The sequence below is a fragment of the Streptomyces sp. NPDC059900 genome, assembly GCF_050270335.1.
Classification (GTDB): domain Bacteria; phylum Actinomycetota; class Actinomycetes; order Streptomycetales; family Streptomycetaceae; genus Streptomyces.
The window spans coordinates 1-17,451 of the sequence record NZ_JBNNJZ010000134.1 but is presented as its reverse complement, the minus strand read 5'-3'; the positions used below and the strand labels follow the sequence as shown (position 1 = coordinate 17,451).

Sequence of the window (17,451 nt, the reverse complement as noted above, 5' to 3'; positions counted from 1 at the left end):
AGTCCGCCGGCGGCTCCACGTGGTCCTGCGGGCTGTGCAGCAGCAGCAACGGCTGCGTCACCTGCGGCAGTTCACGGTCGAGCCGCTGGAAGAACCGGCGCATCGAGTGCGCCGCGTGCAGCGGAACCCGGTCGTACCCGATCTCGACCGAGCCCTCCAGGGCGATGTCGCTGGCGATGCCCTTGGTCGAGGGCACCAGGTGCCGGGCGAGCGGCAGGGCGTGCGCGGCCAGGCCGTGCACCTTGTTCGCCGGGTTCACCAGGACGATGCCCCGCACCTCGTCCCCGTGCTTCGCGGCCAGACGCAGCGTGAGCGCGCCGCCCATGGAGAGACCGAAGACGAAGACGTCCGTGCACCGCTCCCGCAGCGCGCGCAGCTCGCGCTCCACCTCCGCGTACCAGTCCTGCCAGCCGGTGACCTGGAGGTCCTCCCAGCGCGTGCCGTGGCCGGGAAGGAGCGGGAGCGAGACGGTCAGGCCGCGGCCCGCGAGGTACTCGGCCCAGGGGCGCAGGGACTGGGGGGAACCGGTGAAGCCGTGACAGAGGAGGACGCCGACCTCGCCGCCCTCGTGGCGGTACGGCTCGGCTCCGGGGAGGACCGGCACTTCGGTCTCCTTCGTGAGGTGTGGCAGCGGGGATTCGAGGAGTACTTCACGGTACGCGACCGGACTGACACCGACCAGGGCCGTCGGGCTCTTTGGGCTTACTGCGGGTTATGGTCTGATCCACACTTAACAGGAGGCACTCGGTTTGATCTACGGCGCAATGAAGGTCGCCATCGGCGGGCCGCTGAAGCTCGGCTTCAGGCCCTGGGTGGAGGGCCTTGAGAACGTACCCGCCGAGGGGCCGGCCGTCCTGGCAAGCAACCACCTGTCGTTCTCGGACTCCTTTTTCCTGCCCGCGGTCCTCGACCGCAAGGTCACCTTCATCGCGAAGGCGGAGTACTTCACGTCGCCGGGCGTGAAGGGCAAGCTCACCGCGGCCTTCTTCAAGGGCGTGGGCCAGCTGCCCGTGGACCGCTCCGGCGGCCGGGGCGCGGGCGAGGCGGCCATCAAGAGCGGCATCGAGGTCCTGGAGCGGGGTGAGCTCTTCGGCATCTACCCGGAAGGCACCCGTTCGCCCGACGGCAGGCTCTACCGTGGCAAGCCAGGCGGCCTCGCGCGCGTGGCCCTGGCCACCGGGGCGCCCGTGCTCCCGGTCGCGATGATCGACACCGAGAAGATCCAGCCGCCCGGCAAGGTGCTCCCGAAGCTGATGCGGCCCGGCATCAGGATCGGCAAGCCGCTCGATTTCACCCGGTACCACGGCATGGAGCACGACCGGTTCGTCCTGCGGGCGGTGACCGACGAGGTCATGTACGAAATCATGAAGCTGTCCGGCCAGGAGTACGTCGACGAGTACGCCACGGCGGCCAAGCGCCGGATGTCGGACGCGGCGAAGGCCGAGAAGGAAGCCGGGAAGAGGGCGGAGAAAGCCGCCGCGGCGGCGGACAAGGAACGCTCCGGCGCCTGATCGCGTCAGTGCAGGGGGAGCGGGTCTACAGGGGAGCGGGCGCGAGGGGAAGCCGCCGGCGGCCCAAGGGGTGGGGGACATGACCAAGCGTGTGCGTGTCATGAGGATGTCGGTCGAGCAGCCGCTGTGGCGTGCGCTCACGGGCTATCGCGTACTGACGATGCTGTACGCGATCGGCCTGTTCGTGGCCGCGCACGAGAAGTTCGACCGCCCCTGGGTGGCCGTCGCGTTCTACGTGGTGCTCGCCGGCTGGACCCTGGGCACGCTGCCGAAGGTCGCGAACGCGGCGAGCTGCACCAAGCGGTTCCTGGTCACCGACCTGACCATCGCGCTCGTCGGCATCCTGCTCACGCCGGTCGCCGACTCGCACCAGCGGATCGTGCACGACGGCCCGACGCTGCCGTCCATATGGACGGCGGGCGCGGTGCTCGCCTTCGCGATCAAGGGCGGCTGGCGGTGGGCGGCCTTCGCGTCGGCCCTCGTCGGCGCCGCCAACATCGCGCAGCGCGGCAGCCCCACCCAGGACACGCTCCACAACGTCCTGCTCGTCTGCATCGCGTCCATCGCCATCGGCTACGTCGTCGAGGTGGCCCGCGCCTCCGAGCGCACCCTCGCCCGCGCCCTGGAGATCGAGGCCGCGACCCGCGAGCGGGAGCGCCTCGCCCGCGACATCCACGACAGCGTGCTCCAGGTCCTGGCGATGGTGCAGCGGCGCGGCAGCGCCCTCGGCGGCGAGGCGGCGGAGCTCGGCAGGATGGCGGGCGAGCAGGAGGTCGCCCTGCGCACCCTGGTGGCGGGCGGTCTGGTCCGGACGTCGCACGAGTCGGAGGACGCCTCGCTCGGAGCCGTGGTCCGCGCGGTGGAGGAGCCCGAAGATCATGCGGGTGCCGATGACGGCGAGCCCTGTGACCTGCGCTCGCTGCTCTTCCCGTACGCGGGCGCGAAGGTGACCGTCTCGGAGCCGGGCGCCCCGGTGGCCCTGGCGCCTCGGGCCGCCCGGGAACTCGCCGCCGCGGTGGGCGCCGCCCTGGACAACGTCCACCGGCACGCGGGCCCGGACGCCGGTGCCTGGATCCTGGTGGAGGACGAACCGGACGCCGTGATCGTGACGGTCCGGGACGACGGCCCCGGCATCCCCGAGGGGCGTCTCGCGGAGGCCGAGGGGGAGGGGCGGCTCGGTGTCGCCCTGTCGATCCGGGGGCGCCTGCGGGACATCGGAGGCACGGCCGAGCTGATCTCGGTGCCGGGCCAGGGGACAGAAGTGGAACTCAGGGTCCCGCGGGCCGCACAGGGTGTGCCGGACGCGGGCCGCACACGGGGGAAGGCAGGAAAGGAACGATGAGCGAGCAGCATCAGTACGGCGGCGGGGCCGGCCAGGGCGACACCGGCAACACAGCCCCGGTCAGGGTCATGGTCGTCGACGACCATCCGATGTGGCGGGACGCGGTCGCCCGCGACCTCACGGAGGCCGGGTTCGACGTGGTCGCCACGGCGGGCGACGGCGAGCAGGCCGTGCGCCGCGCACAGGCCGCCGCCCCCGACGTCCTCGTGCTCGACCTGAACCTGCCCCTGAAGCCGGGCGTCCAGGTCTGCAAGGAACTCGTCGGCGCCAACCCCGCCCTGCGGGTGCTCGTCCTGTCGGCCAGCGGCGAGCACGCCGACGTCCTGGAGGCGGTCAAGTCCGGCGCCACCGGCTATCTCCTGAAGTCGGCGTCGACGGCCGAGCTCACCGACGCGGTGCGCCGCACGGCCGTCGGCGACACGGTCTTCACGCCGGGCCTCGCGGGCCTCGTCCTCGGCGAGTACCGCCGCCTGGCGTCCGATCCGGTGCCCGGCGCCCCGGACGAGCCGAAGGCCCCGCAGCTCACCGACCGCGAGACCGAGGTGCTCCGGCTCGTCGCCAAGGGGCTGAGCTACAAGCAGATCGCCGAACGCCTGGTCATCTCGCACCGCACCGTGCAGAACCACGTGCAGAACACCCTGGGCAAGCTCCAGCTGCACAACCGCGTGGAGCTCGTGCGGTACGCGATCGAGCGGGGTCTCGACGACGCGTGACCCCCCGTAAGAGTGAACCCGCGTGATCAACTCCCGTGTTCCGGCCAGGAATTGACCATCCGCACCGTCCCTGAGTGACCTGGATCACCATTAGCGTGACCCGCATCAGGTCACTGAGGCGAAGGGACGTTTCCATGGCGGCCACGAAAATCGGAGTACTGACCGGAGGCGGCGACTGCCCCGGGCTCAACGCCGTCATCCGGGGCGTCGTCCGCAAGGGCGTGCAGGAGTACGGCTATGACTTCGTCGGCTTCCGGGACGGCTGGCGCGGCCCCCTGGAGGGCGCCACCGTCCCGCTCGACATCCCTGCCGTACGGGGCATCCTGCCCCGCGGCGGCACCATCCTCGGCTCCTCGCGCACGAACCCGCTCAAGGAGGAGAACGGCGTCCGGCGCATCAAGGAGAACCTCGCCAAGCACGAGGTCGAGTCCCTCATCGCGATCGGCGGCGAGGACACCCTCGGCGTCGCCGCGCGGCTCACCGACGAGTACGGCATCAACGTCGTCGGCGTACCGAAGACGATCGACAACGACCTGTCCGCCACGGACTACACCTTCGGCTTCGACACCGCCGTGGGCATCGCCACCGAGGCCATCGACCGGCTCCACACGACCGCCGAGTCCCACATGCGGGTCCTCGTGGTCGAGGTCATGGGGCGGCACGCGGGCTGGATCGCGCTGCACTCCGGGCTCGCCGGGGGCGCCAACGTCATCCTCATCCCGGAGCAGCGCTTCGACGTCGACCAGGTGTGTGCCTGGGTGACCTCGCGTTTCAAGGCCTCGTACGCGCCGATCGTCGTCGTCGCCGAAGGGGCCATGCCCAAGGACGGCGAGATGGTCCTCAAGGACGGGTCGCAGGATTCCTTCGGGCATGTGCGGCTCTCGGGCGTGGGGGAGTGGCTGGCCAAGGAGATCGAGGACCGAACGGGGAAGGAGGCGCGGACGACCGTCCTCGGGCACGTCCAGCGCGGCGGGACGCCGAGCGCCTTCGACCGGTGGCTGGCCACGCGCTTCGGCCTGCACGCGATCGAGGCCGTGCGGGACGGCGACTTCGGGAAGATGGTCGCGCTCCAGGGCACGGACATCGTGCGGGTGCCGATCTCCGAGGCGACGGCCCGGCTGAAGACGGTGGACCCGAAGCTGTACTCCGAGGTCGGGGTCTTCTTCGGCTGAGACGTCCGGGTGGGACGGCGCCCGGCGCTCCGGGTGCCGTCCCACCGGGCGGTACATAGACTCCCCGGCATGGAGATCCTCGCCTTCGGCGTGCAGGCCGACGAGAAGCCGCTGATCGAGAAGGCCTTCGCGGGACACCACGACGTCCGGTGCCTGGACGTCTTCCTCACCGAGGACACCGCCCCCATCGCCGCGGGCCACGAGGCCGTCTCCACCAGCGTCAACGCCGATCTGGGCGGCCGTGTCCTGGAGATCCTCGCCGCGGGCGGCACGCGGATGATCGCCCAGCGTTCGACCGGGTTCAACAACATCGATCTCCGGGTCGCCGAACGCCTCGGCCTCACCATCTCCCGCGTCTCGTACTACTCGCCGTACTCCGTGGCCGAGTTCGCCTGGACCCTGGCGATGGCCGTCAACCGCCGTATCGTCCGGGCCGGCAACCGCACCCGTGACTTCGACTTCAGGCTCGACGGGCTCATGGGCCGGGACCTGCGGGGCCGCACGGTCGGCGTGCTCGGCACCGGGAAGATCGGCGAGGCGTTCACCCGGATCGCGCACGGCTTCGGCATGCGCCTGCTCGGCTGGGACGTCGCGCGCAACCCGGCCTGCGTCGAACTCGGCATGGAGTACGTCGACAAGGACCGGCTCTTCGCCGAAGCCGACCTGATCAGCCTGCACGTCCCGCTGCTCCCCGCCACGCAGCACATCATCGGCGCCGACGCGCTGCGGATGATGAAGGACGACGCGATCCTGGTGAATTCAAGCCGCGGCGGCCTGATCGACACCGACGCCCTGGTCTCCGAGCTGCGGGCGGGCCGCTTCGCGGGCGTCGGGCTCGACGTGTACGAGGCGGAGGCCGGGCTCTTCTTCCTCGACAAGTCCCTCGAAGCCGTCACGGACGACACCCTGGCCCGCCTGGTGACCTTCCCGAACGTCGTGGTCACCTCGCACCAGGCGTACTACACCGTGGACGCGGTCGGTCAGATCGTCGAGGCCACGGTGCAGAACGTCCTGGATTACCGGGAGGGCCGCCGCAGCGAGAACGTGCTGGTCCCGGCGGCCCCGACTTAGACGAGGACCCCCGAGAGCAGCTCCCGCACGATCGCCGTCCCCCGGATCGAGAGCACCGATTCCGGGTGGAACTGGACGCCCGCGAAACCGCGGCCCCGCAGCGCGTGCACCTCTCCGGTGGCCGGGTCCCTGCTGACCTCGATGCCGTGCGCGGCCAGTTCCAGGGACGTCTCCTCGTCGCAGCGGGCGACGAAGCTGTTGTAGAAGCCGACCGTCTCCGGCCGCCCGAACAGGTCGATCCGCGTCTGGGCGCCCTGGTAGGGCACCTCCTTGCGGACGATCTCCAGACCGAGCTCGGCGGCCAGGAGCTCATGGCCGAGGCAGACGCCCAGGACGCCGTGCCGGTGATCGCGGACGGCGTCGGCGGCCAGTGAGCGCAGGAAGGTCATCTTCGGGTCCGCGGTGTCCGAGGGGTCACCGGGGCCGGGGCCCAGGACCAGCGGGCCCTCGTGCGCGCGCACCGCGTCCCGCAGGCCCGGCTCGTCGTAGCGGCGTACGGAGACCGTCAGGCCCGATGAGCGCAGCAGATGCGCCAGCATCGCCGTGAACGTGTCCTCGCCGTCGATCACCAGGGCGTGCCCGGACAGCTCGGCCGTCTGCTCCTGCATCCGCAGCCAGAACGGCGCGAGCCCGGCCCGCCGGCGGTCGAGCGCCGCCCGCACCCGCGGGTCGTCGGCCAGGGCGGGGCGTACGCGCTCGTCGCGGGGCCGGCCGGGACGGACCCCGAGGGCGGCGAGGACGCCGGCCGCCTTCGCGTGGGTCTCGGCGACCTCGCCCGCCGGGTCGGAGCCGCGCACCAGCGTCGCGCCGACCGGGACCCGCAGCTTTCCGTCCGCGGAGATGTCGGCGGTGCGGATCAGGATGGGGGAGTCCAGGGTCTGCGCGTCGCCCGCGTCGCGCCCGATGAGGGCCAGGGCGCCCGCGTAGTAGCCGCGCCCGCCCGCTTCGTGGCGTTCGATGACGCGGCAGGCGTTCTGCACGGGCGAGCCGGTGACGGTCGCCGCGAACATCGTCTCCTTGAGGACCTCGCGCGCGTCGAGCGAGGACTTGCCCCGCAGTTCGTACTCGGTGTGCGCGAGGTGGGCCATCTCCTTGAGCCGCGGCCCGACGACGACACCGCCCATGTCGCCGACCGTGCACATCATCTTGAGCTCCTCGTCGACGACCATCGACAGCTCCTCGGTCTCCTTGCCGTCGGCGAGGAAGCCGAGCAGATCGTCCGCCGTGGGGCCCTCGGCCGGGTAGCGGTACGTCCCGCTGATCGGGTTCATGACGACCGTCCCGCCGGACATCCGCACATGCACCTCGGGGCTCGCACCGACCAGCGTGCGCTCCCCGGTGTGCACGACGTACGTCCAGTACGCGCCGCGCTCGCCTACGAGCAGCCTGCGGAAGAGCGCCAGGGCGTCCGCCCTGGAGAAGCCGGGGATCTGGCCCTCGTACGTCCGCCGGATCACGAAGTTCGCGCCCTCGCCCCGCCCGATCTCCTCGCGCAGGACCCGCCCGACGATCTCCCCGTACGCGGCGTCGTCGACGTCGAAGGCCCCGCCCTCGACGCGCACGTCATGCGCGGGCAGCGCCGCGAGGGCCGCGGAGAGCGGCAGCTCGTACGTCTCTTCCGGGGTCAGGACCGCGAGCGGCGTGCCGTCGTCGCGCACGTCGAATCCGCGCTCCCTGATCTGCCGGAAGGGGATCAGGGCCAGGCCCTCGTCGGGGATGTCGGCGAGCCGGTCGTACGTGCCGACCGCGCCGATCAGGACCTCGACCGTGTCGTGGTCATGGCCGGGCGTACGGCGGCGCAGCACGGCGAAGGGGCGGTCGTCGGTCAGCAGGGCGGCGAGCTGGTCCGGGGTGTCCGGGGCGTCCGGGGTGTTCATGTCGGGTCTTGTTCCTTCTCACTCGGAGAGGAACGGCCCGGCTCTCCCGGACCCTGGTCCGGAAAACACTGAAGGCCGCCCCTCGGGCGGCCTTCGCGAGTCTCGATACGCGCAGAATCAGTGGGCCGCCGGATGAGCGGGCCACCACCAGTTTCGGTTCGTCTGCGTGTACATGCCCCGCACCCTAGCGCATCTCCCGGCCTCCGACGCCCCGCTGTGTCGGGTCCGTCTCACTTCGTGAGCGGGGGGATGGACGGCGGTCATCACCCCGTAATGTTGTGCGGGTGACCGTGAACGCTAAGACCACCCCTTCCGGTGGCAACACCTGGCGAGACCTTCCCGCGGCGCAGCAGCCTGAGTACCCCGATGCCGAGGCTCTGCGCGATGTGATCGCGGACCTCGAGTCGTATCCGCCGCTCGTCTTCGCGGGCGAGTGCGACCAGCTGCGCGCCCGACTGGCCTCCGTCGCCAAGGGAGAGGCGTTCCTGCTTCAGGGCGGCGACTGCGCCGAGGCCTTCGACGCCGTGTCGGCCGACCACATCCGGAACAAGCTGAAGACGCTGCTCCAGATGGGCGCCGTCCTCACGTACGCGGCCTCCGTGCCCGTCGTGAAGGTCGGCCGCATCGCGGGTCAGTACTCGAAGCCGCGCTCCAAGGGCACCGAGACCCGCGACGGCGTGACCCTGCCGACGTACCGCGGCGACTCGGTCAACGGCTTCGACTTCGACGAGAAGTCCCGCGTCCCGGACCCCGAGCGCCTGAAGCGGATGTACAACGCCTCCGCGTCGACGCTCAACCTGGTGCGCGCCTTCACCACCGGCGGCTACGCCGACCTGCGCCAGGTGCACGCCTGGAACCAGGACTTCGTGAAGTCGTCCCCCTCGGGCCAGCGCTACGAACAGCTGGCGCGCGAGATCGACAACGCGCTCAACTTCATGCGCGCCTGCGGGACGGACCCGGAGGAGTTCAAGACCGTCGAGTTCTACGCCTCGCACGAGGCGCTCCTGCTCGACTACGAGTCGGCCCTCACCCGGGTGGACTCGCGCACCGGGCGGCTCTACGACACCTCGGGCCACATGGTCTGGATCGGTGAGCGCACCCGTCAACTGGACGGCGCGCACATCGAGTTCGCCTCCAAGGTGCGCAACCCCATCGGCATCAAGCTCGGCCCGACGACGACCACGGAGGAGGCGCTTCAGTACATCGAGCGCCTCGACCCGGACCGCGAGCCCGGCCGCCTCACCTTCATCGTCCGCATGGGCGCCGACAAGGTCAGGGACAAGCTCCCCGAGCTGGTCGAGAAGGTCACCGCGTCCGGCGCGACCGTCGCCTGGGTCACCGACCCGATGCACGGCAACACCTTCGAGGCGGCATCCGGTCACAAGACCCGCCGCTTCGACGACGTGCTCGACGAGGTCAAGGGCTTCTTCGAGGTCCACAAGGGCCTGGGCACGCACCCGGGCGGCATCCACGTCGAGCTCACCGGTGACGACGTCACCGAGTGCGTGGGCGGCGGCGACGAGATCTTCGTCGACGACCTGCACCAGCGCTACGAGACGGCCTGCGACCCGCGCCTGAACCGCAGCCAGTCCCTGGACCTGGCGTTCCTGGTGGCGGAGATGTACCGCGACCAGTAGGTATTCCCGCGAGACGCGACGGTGGGGCACGGATCCATGTGATCCGTGCCCCACCGGCGTATCGGGGGCTTTTGTGGACCCGGGGTCGTGGGTAAGGTTAGGTTAGCCTCACCGATTAATCGGGACGGCGCCGCCGATTAGTCCTGCTCCGGGAGGTGAACCGCGTGTACGTCTGCAACTGCTTCGGGGTGACCGAGGCGCAGGTGAAGCAGCACGCGGCGGACGGTGCCTGCACGCCCCGCCAGATAGCGTCCGCCAGCAAGGCGGGCACCGACTGCGGTTCGTGCGTCCGGAGCATCCAGGCGCTCCTGGGCCGGGGCACGTGCCCCCGCAGGGCGCTGGCCGACCAGGGCAAGCCCGTCCTCACGGGCGTGGACGCCGGCCTGGACGAGGCCGCCTAGCTTTCCGGCTGCTCGATGAGCTGCGAGATGTAGAGCGGCTCACCCAGCTTCTCGACCAGTTCGAGCTGGGTGTCGAGATAGTCGATGTGGTGCTCCTCGTCCGCCAGGATCGACTCGAAGATATTCGCGGAAGTGATGTCTCCCTTGCCGCGCATCACTTCGATCCCGCGCCGGAGGCGGTCGATCGCCTCCGCCTCGATCTGCCGGTCGGCCTGGAACATCTCCGTGACGGTCTGGCCCACGCGTACGTGGAAGAGCCGCTGGTAATTGGGCAGGCCGTCGAGGAAGAGAATCCGGTCGGTCAGGATCTCCGCGTGCTTCATCTCGTCGATCGACTCGGACCGGGTGTACTTCGCGAGCTTCGGCCAGCCGAAGTTCTCCTGCATCTTGGCGTGCAGAAAGTACTGGTTGATCGCCGTGAGCTCGGCGGTCAGCTGCTCGTTGAGAAATTCGATGACCTCGGGGTCGCCCTGCATCGCAGAGGCTCCTTCCACGTGGTAACTGGGCAGGTTCCGCGCATCCTTGCACCGGTGTCGAAGACCGTCCAGTAAGTGCATGCTTAGTAGGAGTTGCCCCAATCAACGTCCTGCCGGGGTCCGCCTGCGGCCTCGTGGTCACGTTCACCTACCCGGGTCTGTCAGGATGGAGACATGGGTCAGCCGGCGGATCGCGCATCTCGGGAAGCAGTGGAGCCGGAGCTCCCGCCGGGCCAGCGACTCCAGCGGGGCTGGCCGGTCACGCACTACGGCCCGGTGCCGAAGTTCCGCCCGGAGCGCTGGGAGTTCAGGGTCTTCGGCGCCACCGCCGACGGGGACAAGCACTGCTGGACCCACGAGGAGTTCTCGGCCCTTCCGTACGCCACCGTGGTCGGCGATCTGCACTGCGTCACGAAGTTCAGCATGCTGGGCGCCGAATGGGGCGGTGTGACCGCTCGTGCGCTGCTCGACATCGCGCCGCCCGCGCCCGAAGCCACGCATGTGATGGTCTGGGCCGAGTACGGCTTCAGCTCGAACCTGCGGATGGCCGACTTCATGGACGAGCGCACGATTTTCGCCACCCACAAAGGGGGCGAGCTGCTGACCGCGGAGCACGGTTTTCCGCTGCGGCTCGTGGTGCCGCACCTGTACGCCTGGAAGGGCCCGAAGTGGGTCCGCGGCGTCGAGTACATGACCGCCGACCGCCGCGGCTTCTGGGAGGAACGCGGCTATCACAATGTCGGCGACCCCTGGACCGAGCAGCGCTACTCCTACCAGGAAGAGCCCGGGGACGGCCCCGAGCTCTAGTTCCCGCCGCTGGCCCCTTCGGGCTGTTCTCGCAGGTCAGTGGTGGTACTGGTGCACCACGGCGTGGCCCTTGCCGCGACCGATCAGCCACTTGTTGACCGGAGTGGTGACCACGAAGGCGGCGGCCAGGGCGATGGCGAGGATCCACCAGAACATGGGGTCCGACAGGTGGGCGTCCATCGCTCCCGGCCAGAGCGCGATCACGCCGTTGTCGATGAGCTCCATCACCGCGATGGACAGGGTGTCCGCGGCCAGCGCGACCCGGAACGCCGTCCTGAAATCGACGCCCGCCGCGAGGATGCCGCGCAGCGTCAGGGCGTAGCCGAAGAAGAAGGCCAGGATGATCGCGAGGATCATCGTCTGCAGGTTGCTCCAGCCGAGGGCGGTGCCGATGACCATGCCGAGGATCTCGCCGATGGCGCACCCGGTGAGGCAGTGCAGGGTCGCCAGGGCCGCCATCCGCCAGCTGGTCTTCCCGGTGCCGTGCGCCTCGTGGTGCCCACCGTGATCGTGGCCGTGGCCGTGGCCGTGGCCGTGGTGCGCGTGCTCGGCGTGTGCGTCGTGCTGCATGAGATCCCCCAACGTCGAAGAGCGGTTCCTGCCGTCTGACAGGAACCGTATACCCCTGGGGGGTATTCCTCAAGGGATCTCTGAGGCCTCTGAGGTGTTGAGTTGTCCGGGGTCTCTCGGTCCGGGGTGTCTAGTTGCTCCTGAGCTCCTTCAGGCGCGCCACGTCCGCCGCGTGGCCCTCCTTGCCGCCGGGCGTCTCGATGATCAGCGGGACGTTCTCGGTCGCCGGGTGGGTCATCAGCTCCCGGAAGGGCTCCTCGCCGATGTGGCCGGTGCCGATGTTCTCGTGCCGGTCCTTGTGGGCGCCGACCACGTCCTTGGAGTCATTGGCGTGCACCAGCTTCAGGCGGCCCTCGCCGACGGTGTCCACCAGCAGGTCGAGGGTCTGCTTCATGCCGCCGGGCCCGGCCAGATCGTGCCCCGCCGCGAAGATGTGGCAGGTGTCCAGGCAGACGCCCAGCTTCGGGTGGGCGTCGAGCGCCTCGAAGTACGGGCCGAAGTCCCAGGTGCGGGAGCAGAGCGAGAAGCCCTGGCCCGCGGTCGACTCCAGGAGGAGGAAGGGGTCGTCGTCGTGCGTCAGCTCGTCCAGGAGCGGCAGCATCCGCTCGCGCACCTGCGCCAGGGCGACCGCGCGGTCCCGGCCGCCGGTCGCGGAGCCGGTGTGCACGACCACGCCGAGCGCGCCGATCTCACGGCCGCGGCGCAGCGAGTGGCGAAGGGACTCCACGGACTTCTCGACGGTCGCCTCGGTGTGCGAGCCGAAGTTGATGAGATAGGGCGCGTGGACGTACGCGGGAATCCGCTCGGCGGCGCAGGCCGCACGGAAATCCTCGTCCTGCTTCGGATTGCCGCTCGGCGTCGCCCAGCCGCGCGGGTTGGCCACGAAGACCTGGACGGCCTCGGCGCCGAGCTCACGGGCGTACGAAAGTCCTACGGAGGCGAGTCCGCCGGCCACGGGCACATGGCCGCCCACGGGATTGCGGGACGGGATGCTGGGGGAGTCGTTGCTGCTCACCCGCTCCAGGATGGCACGCGCGCGTGGCGGCGCCGTCGGCGGATGCCGTCCGGGGCCCGCGACGTGCGCCACAGGCCCCGGACGGCGGCTACCGGATCTTGATCGTGATCGTCGAGCCCTTGGGGGCCTCGTCGCCGCCCTCCACGGACTGGCTCTCCACCTTGTCGCCGAAGATCCCGAGCAGACCGCGGTCCTCGTCGACCTCGAAGCCCGCGCCCTCCAGCTCCTGCGTGGCCTCGTCGACGCTCATGCCCTCGATGTCCGGGACCTCGATCATCTCGGGGCCCTTGGAGAGCGTCAGCGTGACCGTGTCGCCCTCGGCGAGCCGCTTCTCGCCCTCCCTGGGGGACTGTTCGACGACGGTGCCCTTGTCCTCCTCGGAGGTGACCCGCTCGGTCTCGATCTTGACTTTGAGACCTGCCTCCTCCAGCTCGGAGGTCGCGTCGGCCCGCGAGTCACCCGTCACGTCGGGAACCTCGACCTCGCGGCCCTTGCTGACGACGAGCGTGATGGCGGAGCCCGCCTTGCGCTTGGTGCCGGTCTCCGGCTCCGTGCTGATCACGGAGCCCTTGCGGACCTCGTCGCTGAAGGCCCGCTTCGTCATGCCGGGAGCGAGCCCGGCGTCCTTGAGCTTGTTCCTGGCCTCGGTCAGGGGACGGCCCTCGAGGTCGGGGACCTTCACGATCTCCGGGCCCCTGGAGATGGTCAGCGTCACGCTGCCGTTGTCACGGATGCGCTCGCCCGCCTTGGGGTCGGTGGCCATGACCGTGCCGCGCTTGTCCGTGTCGCTGTAGGCGCGCTTGATGTCCTTGACGTCGAGCCCGGTCTCGTCGAGGCGCTTCTTGGCCGCCGACTCGCTCTTCGCCAGGAGCGGCGGGACCTTCGTGAACTGGCCGGAGTTGATGTACCAGACGCCCGCGCCGACGCCGAGCGCCAGCAGGACGGCCGCGACGATCGCCAGGACCCCGCGGCGCGGATTGGCGCGTCCCCTGCGGCCGGGAGCGGCCGGCGGCTCCGGGGGCGGCGTGGCGAGGATGCTCGTGCGGTTGAGCTCGTCCTGGCGGCTGGGCTGGTCCTGGACGCCGTCCGTGGGGAGCGGCAGCTGTACGGCCGATCCCGCGCGCGGGATCACGTTCGTACGGTCCTCGGAGGTGTCGCGCGGCCCGTGCTCCGCCGAGAGGGCCTGCGGGGGCACCGCGTCCAGCTGCTCCAGGGAGAGCGCTGCCCGCGCGTGCCTGGCCTGCCCGAGGAGCGCCACCGCGTCGTGCGGGCGGACGTCGGGGTTGCGGGCGGTGGCGGAGGCCACCAGCTCGTCGAGCTCGACGGCCAGACCGGGGACGGCCGCCGACGGGGGCGGCACGTCCTCGTGGAGGTGCTGGTAGAGCACCTGGGCGGGCGACTCACCGGAGTGCGGCTTGGCGCCGGTCAGCATTTCGTAGAGCACGACACCGCATGCGTACACGTCCACGCGTGTGTCGGCCGTGCCGTGCTCTATCTGCTCGGGGGCCAGATAGGAGACGGTGCCAAGGACCGTGCCCGTCGTGTTCGTGACGGTGTCCACCGCCCGCACGAGCCCGAAGTCGGCGACCTTCACCCGGCCGTCGTCCCCTATGAGGACGTTCTCCGGCTTCATGTCGCGGTGCACGAACCCCGCGCGGTGCGCGGCGCCGAGCGCGGCGAGGACCGGCTCCAGGATGTCGAGGGCCGCGCGCGGCTGGAGGGCGCCGCGCTCGCGGAGCACGTCACGCAGGGTGCATCCGGCGACGTACTCCATCGCCAGATAGACGTACGCCCCGTCGGTGCCCTGGTCGTACACCCCCACCACGTTCGGGTGGGAGAGCCGGGCGATCGACTTGGCCTCGCGGATGAAGCGGTCGACGAACGAGACGTCGGCGGCCAGCGTCGGGTGCATCACCTTGAGCGCGAGCACGCGGTCGAGGCGGGTGTCCACGGCCCGGTAGACCGTGGCCATCCCGCCGACCGCGATCCGCCCGTCCACGCGATAGCGGCCGTCGAGCACCTGCCCGACGAGCGGGTCCTGAAGGGTCGTGTCCACGAGGGGAGTCTACGAGCCACCGCTGACACCGATGCCCGCCCGGGCAGGCCCGGGCCCCGACTGCAGCCGACCTGTAACAGGCGCCGGAGATCAGAAGGCGGGCCGCTCCGGATCGAGCCGGGCCATTCCCTCCACGGGTGACGACGCCTCGGCGAAGTGCCTGCGGGGGATCCGCCCGGCCCGGTACGCGAGCCGCCCCGCATCGACCCCGTGCCGCATGGCCTCGGCCATGAGGACCGGCTCCTGCGCCCGTGTCACGGCGGAGGCGAGCATCACACCCGCGCACCCCAGCTCCATCGCGAGCGCCGCGTCGGACGCCGTACCCGCCCCCGCGTCCAGGATCACCGGCACGCCCGCGCGCTCGACGATCAGCTGGAAGTTGTGCGGGTTGCGGATGCCGAGCCCGGAGCCGATGGGGGAGCCGAGCGGCATGATCGCCGCGCAGCCCGCGTCCTCCAGCTTCCGGGCCAGGACCGGGTCGTCGTTCGTGTACGGAAGGACCGTGAAGCCGTCGTCGACCAGTGTCTCGGCGGCGTCGATCAGCTCGATCGGGTCGGGGAGCAGCGTGCGCTCGTCCGCGATGACCTCCAGCTTGACCAGGTCGGTGCCCAGCGCCTCCCGCGCGAGCCGGGCGGTCAGGACCGCCTCGCCCGCGGTGTAACAGCCCGCGGTGTTCGGCAGGACGCGGATGCCGAGCCGGTCGAGCACCGAGAGCACGGAGCCCTGCACGCCGGGATCGAGGCGGCGCATCGCGACCGTCGTCAGCTCCGTTCCGGAGGCGACGAGGGAGCGTTCGAGGATGTCCAGGCTCGGCGCACCGCCCGTACCCATGATCAGGCGCGAGGAAAGGGTGAGCCCGCCGATGACGAAGGGATCGTCTGCCATGTCGGTTCAGCCTCCTTGGACGGCGGTGAGGATCTCGACGCGGTCCCCGTCGGCGAGCGGCGTCGCGGACCACCGCGTGCGCGGTACGACGGTTTCGTTGAGGGCGGCGGCGACCCCGGACGGGGCCGCGGTGAGGGTGGCCACGAGGGCTTCGAGCGTGGTGCCCGCGGCCACATCGCGTGCTTCTCCGTTGACGGAGACGGCTGTAACGCCGGTAAGAGTCATGCGGGCTGCTCCATGAAGCGCTGCGTGAGGGAGGCGTCGGCGAAGCGCAGCGGGGTGAATCCCCGCGCCTCGTCGGGCAGTTCACCGGTGGTCAGGGCGTGCGCCATCACGTCACCGGTGACGGGCGTCAGAAGCACGCCGTTGCGGTAGTGGCCGGTGGCCAGCTGGAGGCCGGGGAGCGCGGTCGGGCCCAGCAGCGGCGCGTTGTCGGGGGAGCCGGGGCGCAGGCCCGCGCGGGTCTCGGTCAGCGGCAGTTCCGTGATGCCCGGTACGAGCTCGTGGGCGTCCCGGAGCAGCTCGTACACGCCGCCCGCGGTGACCGTCGTGTCCCAGCCGAGCTCCTCGGTGGTCGCGCCCACGACGAGCTCGCCGTTCTCGCGGGGCACCAGGTAGACGCTGCTGCCGCGCACGACGGCGCGCACGGTGCGGCTCAGGAACGGCGCGTACCGCTGCGGCACGGCCAGCCGCAGCACCTGCCCCTTCACGGGGCGCACGGACGGCAGGACGCCGTCGGGGACCCCGGCAAGACGCCCGCTGAGGCTGCCTCCGGCGAGCACGGTCTGGCCTGCCTCCAGGGCAGTGCCGTCGGCGAGGACGACTCCGGTGGCCCGGTCCGCCGCGACCGAGAGGCGCTGCGCCCACACCCGGTGGAAGACCACGCCCGCCCGCTCGCAGGCCACCAGGAGCGCGGCGGCGAGCCTGCGCGGGTCGACCTGGTGATCGCCGTCGACGCGCAGGCCGCCCCGCACGCCGGGCGCGAGCATCGGCTCCAGGCGGCGGCACTCGCGCCCGCTCAGCCACTCCGACGTGAGCCCCGACCGCTCCTGGAGGGCGTGCAGCTCACGCAGGTGGGCGCGGTCGTCCGCGTCGAGCGCGACGGCGAGCGTGCCGCACGCGCGGTAGCCCAGATCCCGGCCGCTCGCCTCGGCGAGCTCGGCCGCGAACTCCGGATAGCGCTGCGCGGAGGCCAGATTGAGGCCGAGCAGCGCCTGTTCCCCGTAGTGCAGTTCGGTGACGGCGGCCAGCATGCCCGCGGCGACCTGCGCCGCGCCGCCGCCCGGTTCGGGGTCGACGACCGCGGCGGACAGGCCGCGCTGGGCCGCCCGCCAGGCCGTGACAAGGCCGATGATGCCGCCCCCCACGATCAGGACGTCGGTCGTCCCGTGGGGTGGTGTGTGTGGATGCATGGTCGTCCAGCCCCTCCCTTCGCCGGCATGACCCGGATCAGGTTCGTACGGTCGGAGGCCGTTCCAGCCTCCCTCTCAGCCCGGTGCGTCCGGGCTCCCGCGAGTGTTCTGCACGGCAACCTTAGCCTTTGGCGCCCCGGCGCAGTAGGGCAGCTGTGCGCTCAGGGACCGTGACGTTGTGTCAGAGATCTCCTCGCCGGGCCCTGAGACGCTCCCGGTCCGCCGTCCTACAGTGATCGGGTGAGCGAGCAGCGTAGGCAGGAAGAACGGCGCGTGGTCATCGTCGGCGCGGGGATGGCCGGGGTGCAGACCGCCGTGGCCCTGCGCGAGCAGGGGTTCGCCGGTGCGGTCACCCTGATCGGCGCGGAACCCCACCAGCCGTACGACAGGCCGCCGCTGTCCAAGGCCGTGCTGCTCGGCAAGGCGGAGAGCTCCGCCTTCGACATCGACTTCGGGGCACTCGGCATCGAGCTGAGCCTGGGCCGCGAGGTCACGGGCGTGCGCCC

At 70.9% G+C, this 17,451-nt stretch carries 18 protein-coding genes and 1 riboswitch; of the genes, 9 read left to right on the top strand and 9 right to left on the bottom strand.

What is annotated here, in order from left to right; all coding sequences use genetic code 11:
- On the bottom strand, window positions 1–604 hold a 604-nt coding region (locus ACQKIP_RS19600), incomplete at its 3' end, for an alpha/beta hydrolase (protein ID WP_427743572.1).
- Between the two features lie 160 nt (window positions 605–764).
- Between ACQKIP_RS19600 and ACQKIP_RS19595 the strand changes: the two genes are divergently transcribed.
- From ACQKIP_RS19595 to ACQKIP_RS19575, 5 genes are all read left to right on the top strand, one after another.
- Entirely contained in the window at window positions 765–1,511 is a 747-nt protein-coding gene (locus ACQKIP_RS19595) for a lysophospholipid acyltransferase family protein (protein ID WP_365853448.1), read from the top strand.
- A 79-nt stretch (window positions 1,512–1,590) separates the two neighbouring features.
- On the top strand, window positions 1,591–2,853 hold the full coding sequence (gene macS / locus ACQKIP_RS19590; RefSeq protein WP_365852741.1) for a MacS family sensor histidine kinase: 1,263 nt from the start codon (window positions 1,591–1,593) through the stop codon (window positions 2,851–2,853).
- Complete coding sequence (locus ACQKIP_RS19585; protein WP_427743570.1) at window positions 2,850–3,566, top strand: response regulator; 717 nt, start codon at window positions 2,850–2,852, stop codon at window positions 3,564–3,566. The genes macS and ACQKIP_RS19585 overlap by 4 nt, the downstream gene beginning before the upstream one ends.
- A gap of 134 nt (window positions 3,567–3,700) precedes the next feature.
- A complete protein-coding gene (locus ACQKIP_RS19580; protein ID WP_365852743.1) occupies window positions 3,701–4,738 on the top strand; it encodes a 6-phosphofructokinase in 1,038 nt (345 codons plus the stop codon).
- Window positions 4,739–4,807: 69 nt separating this feature from the next.
- Window positions 4,808–5,809 carry a 2-hydroxyacid dehydrogenase gene (locus ACQKIP_RS19575; RefSeq protein ID WP_365852745.1) on the top strand — a complete coding sequence of 334 codons (1,002 nt, stop codon included), beginning with the start codon at window positions 4,808–4,810 and terminating at the stop codon, window positions 5,807–5,809.
- Here ACQKIP_RS19575 and ACQKIP_RS19570 read toward each other — a convergent pair.
- Complete coding sequence (locus tag ACQKIP_RS19570) at window positions 5,806–7,686, bottom strand: anthranilate synthase family protein (RefSeq protein ID WP_365852747.1); 1,881 nt, start codon at window positions 7,684–7,686, stop codon at window positions 5,806–5,808. The genes ACQKIP_RS19575 and ACQKIP_RS19570 overlap by 4 nt on opposite strands.
- Before the next feature lie 284 nt (window positions 7,687–7,970).
- Between ACQKIP_RS19570 and ACQKIP_RS19565 the strand changes: the two genes are divergently transcribed.
- Both ACQKIP_RS19565 and ACQKIP_RS19560 read left to right on the top strand, forming a co-directional pair.
- Window positions 7,971–9,323, top strand: coding sequence for a class II 3-deoxy-7-phosphoheptulonate synthase (locus ACQKIP_RS19565; protein ID WP_365852749.1), 1,353 nt, complete (start codon window positions 7,971–7,973; stop codon window positions 9,321–9,323).
- Between the two features lie 155 nt (window positions 9,324–9,478).
- A complete protein-coding gene (locus tag ACQKIP_RS19560; protein ID WP_365852751.1) occupies window positions 9,479–9,724 on the top strand; it encodes a (2Fe-2S)-binding protein in 246 nt (81 codons plus the stop codon).
- Here the strand turns inward: ACQKIP_RS19560 and bfr are convergent.
- The gene (gene bfr / locus ACQKIP_RS19555) at window positions 9,721–10,200 is read right to left on the bottom strand and encodes a bacterioferritin (RefSeq protein WP_365852753.1); all 480 of its coding nucleotides are present in this window, start codon (window positions 10,198–10,200) and stop codon (window positions 9,721–9,723) included. The genes ACQKIP_RS19560 and bfr overlap by 4 nt on opposite strands.
- Before the next feature lie 174 nt (window positions 10,201–10,374).
- Between bfr and ACQKIP_RS19550 the strand changes: the two genes are divergently transcribed.
- Complete coding sequence (locus ACQKIP_RS19550; protein ID WP_365852755.1) at window positions 10,375–11,007, top strand: sulfite oxidase-like oxidoreductase; 633 nt, start codon at window positions 10,375–10,377, stop codon at window positions 11,005–11,007.
- 36 nt (window positions 11,008–11,043) lie between these two features.
- On the opposite strand, the gene ACQKIP_RS19545 is transcribed toward ACQKIP_RS19550, so the two are convergent.
- The 6 genes from ACQKIP_RS19545 to thiO all read right to left on the bottom strand — a co-directional run bounded on the left by ACQKIP_RS19545 (window position 11,044) and on the right by thiO (window position 16,945).
- Window positions 11,044–11,577: a DUF4396 domain-containing protein gene (locus tag ACQKIP_RS19545; RefSeq protein ID WP_365852757.1), complete on the bottom strand. Its 534-nt coding sequence runs from the start codon at window positions 11,575–11,577 to the stop codon at window positions 11,044–11,046.
- A 130-nt stretch (window positions 11,578–11,707) separates the two neighbouring features.
- Window positions 11,708–12,592 (bottom strand): deoxyribonuclease IV, encoded by an 885-nt coding sequence (locus ACQKIP_RS19540; protein WP_365852759.1) that lies wholly within the window; start codon window positions 12,590–12,592, stop codon window positions 11,708–11,710.
- Window positions 12,593–12,680: 88 nt separating this feature from the next.
- On the bottom strand, window positions 12,681–14,648 hold the full coding sequence (gene pknB, locus ACQKIP_RS19535; protein ID WP_365852761.1) for a Stk1 family PASTA domain-containing Ser/Thr kinase: 1,968 nt from the start codon (window positions 14,646–14,648) through the stop codon (window positions 12,681–12,683).
- 90 nt (window positions 14,649–14,738) lie between these two features.
- Window positions 14,739–15,533 carry a thiazole synthase gene (locus tag ACQKIP_RS19530; protein WP_365852763.1) on the bottom strand — a complete coding sequence of 265 codons (795 nt, stop codon included), beginning with the start codon at window positions 15,531–15,533 and terminating at the stop codon, window positions 14,739–14,741.
- Window positions 15,534–15,539: 6 nt separating this feature from the next.
- The gene (thiS, locus tag ACQKIP_RS19525; RefSeq protein ID WP_365852765.1) at window positions 15,540–15,758 is read right to left on the bottom strand and encodes a sulfur carrier protein ThiS; all 219 of its coding nucleotides are present in this window, start codon (window positions 15,756–15,758) and stop codon (window positions 15,540–15,542) included.
- Window positions 15,755–16,945, bottom strand: a complete 1,191-nt coding sequence (thiO, locus tag ACQKIP_RS19520; RefSeq protein ID WP_365852767.1) for a glycine oxidase ThiO — start codon at window positions 16,943–16,945, stop codon at window positions 15,755–15,757. The genes thiS and thiO overlap by 4 nt, the downstream gene beginning before the upstream one ends.
- Window positions 16,943–17,056, bottom strand: a riboswitch (TPP riboswitch). (Overlaps the previous gene by 3 nt.)
- 129 nt (window positions 17,057–17,185) lie before the next feature.
- Between thiO and ACQKIP_RS19515 the strand changes: the two genes are divergently transcribed.
- A partial coding sequence (locus ACQKIP_RS19515; protein WP_427743564.1) for an FAD-dependent oxidoreductase occupies window positions 17,186–17,451 on the top strand: 266 nt, incomplete at its 3' end.

Coding starts and splice junctions, on each gene's coding strand:
- thiO (WP_365852767.1), bottom strand. CDS start 16,945: ATGCATCCACACACACCACCCCACGGGACGACCGACGTCCTGATCGTG.
- macS (WP_365852741.1), top strand. CDS start 1,591: ATGACCAAGCGTGTGCGTGTCATGAGGATGTCGGTCGAGCAGCCGCTG.
- thiS (WP_365852765.1), bottom strand. CDS start 15,758: ATGACTCTTACCGGCGTTACAGCCGTCTCCGTCAACGGAGAAGCACGC.
- ACQKIP_RS19570 (WP_365852747.1), bottom strand. CDS start 7,686: ATGAACACCCCGGACGCCCCGGACACCCCGGACCAGCTCGCCGCCCTG.
- bfr (WP_365852753.1), bottom strand. CDS start 10,200: ATGCAGGGCGACCCCGAGGTCATCGAATTTCTCAACGAGCAGCTGACC.
- ACQKIP_RS19530 (WP_365852763.1), bottom strand. CDS start 15,533: ATGGCAGACGATCCCTTCGTCATCGGCGGGCTCACCCTTTCCTCGCGC.
- ACQKIP_RS19595 (WP_365853448.1), top strand. CDS start 765: ATGAAGGTCGCCATCGGCGGGCCGCTGAAGCTCGGCTTCAGGCCCTGG.
- ACQKIP_RS19580 (WP_365852743.1), top strand. CDS start 3,701: ATGGCGGCCACGAAAATCGGAGTACTGACCGGAGGCGGCGACTGCCCC.
- ACQKIP_RS19545 (WP_365852757.1), bottom strand. CDS start 11,577: ATGCAGCACGACGCACACGCCGAGCACGCGCACCACGGCCACGGCCAC.
- ACQKIP_RS19550 (WP_365852755.1), top strand. CDS start 10,375: ATGGGTCAGCCGGCGGATCGCGCATCTCGGGAAGCAGTGGAGCCGGAG.
- ACQKIP_RS19575 (WP_365852745.1), top strand. CDS start 4,808: ATGGAGATCCTCGCCTTCGGCGTGCAGGCCGACGAGAAGCCGCTGATC.
- ACQKIP_RS19585 (WP_427743570.1), top strand. CDS start 2,850: ATGAGCGAGCAGCATCAGTACGGCGGCGGGGCCGGCCAGGGCGACACC.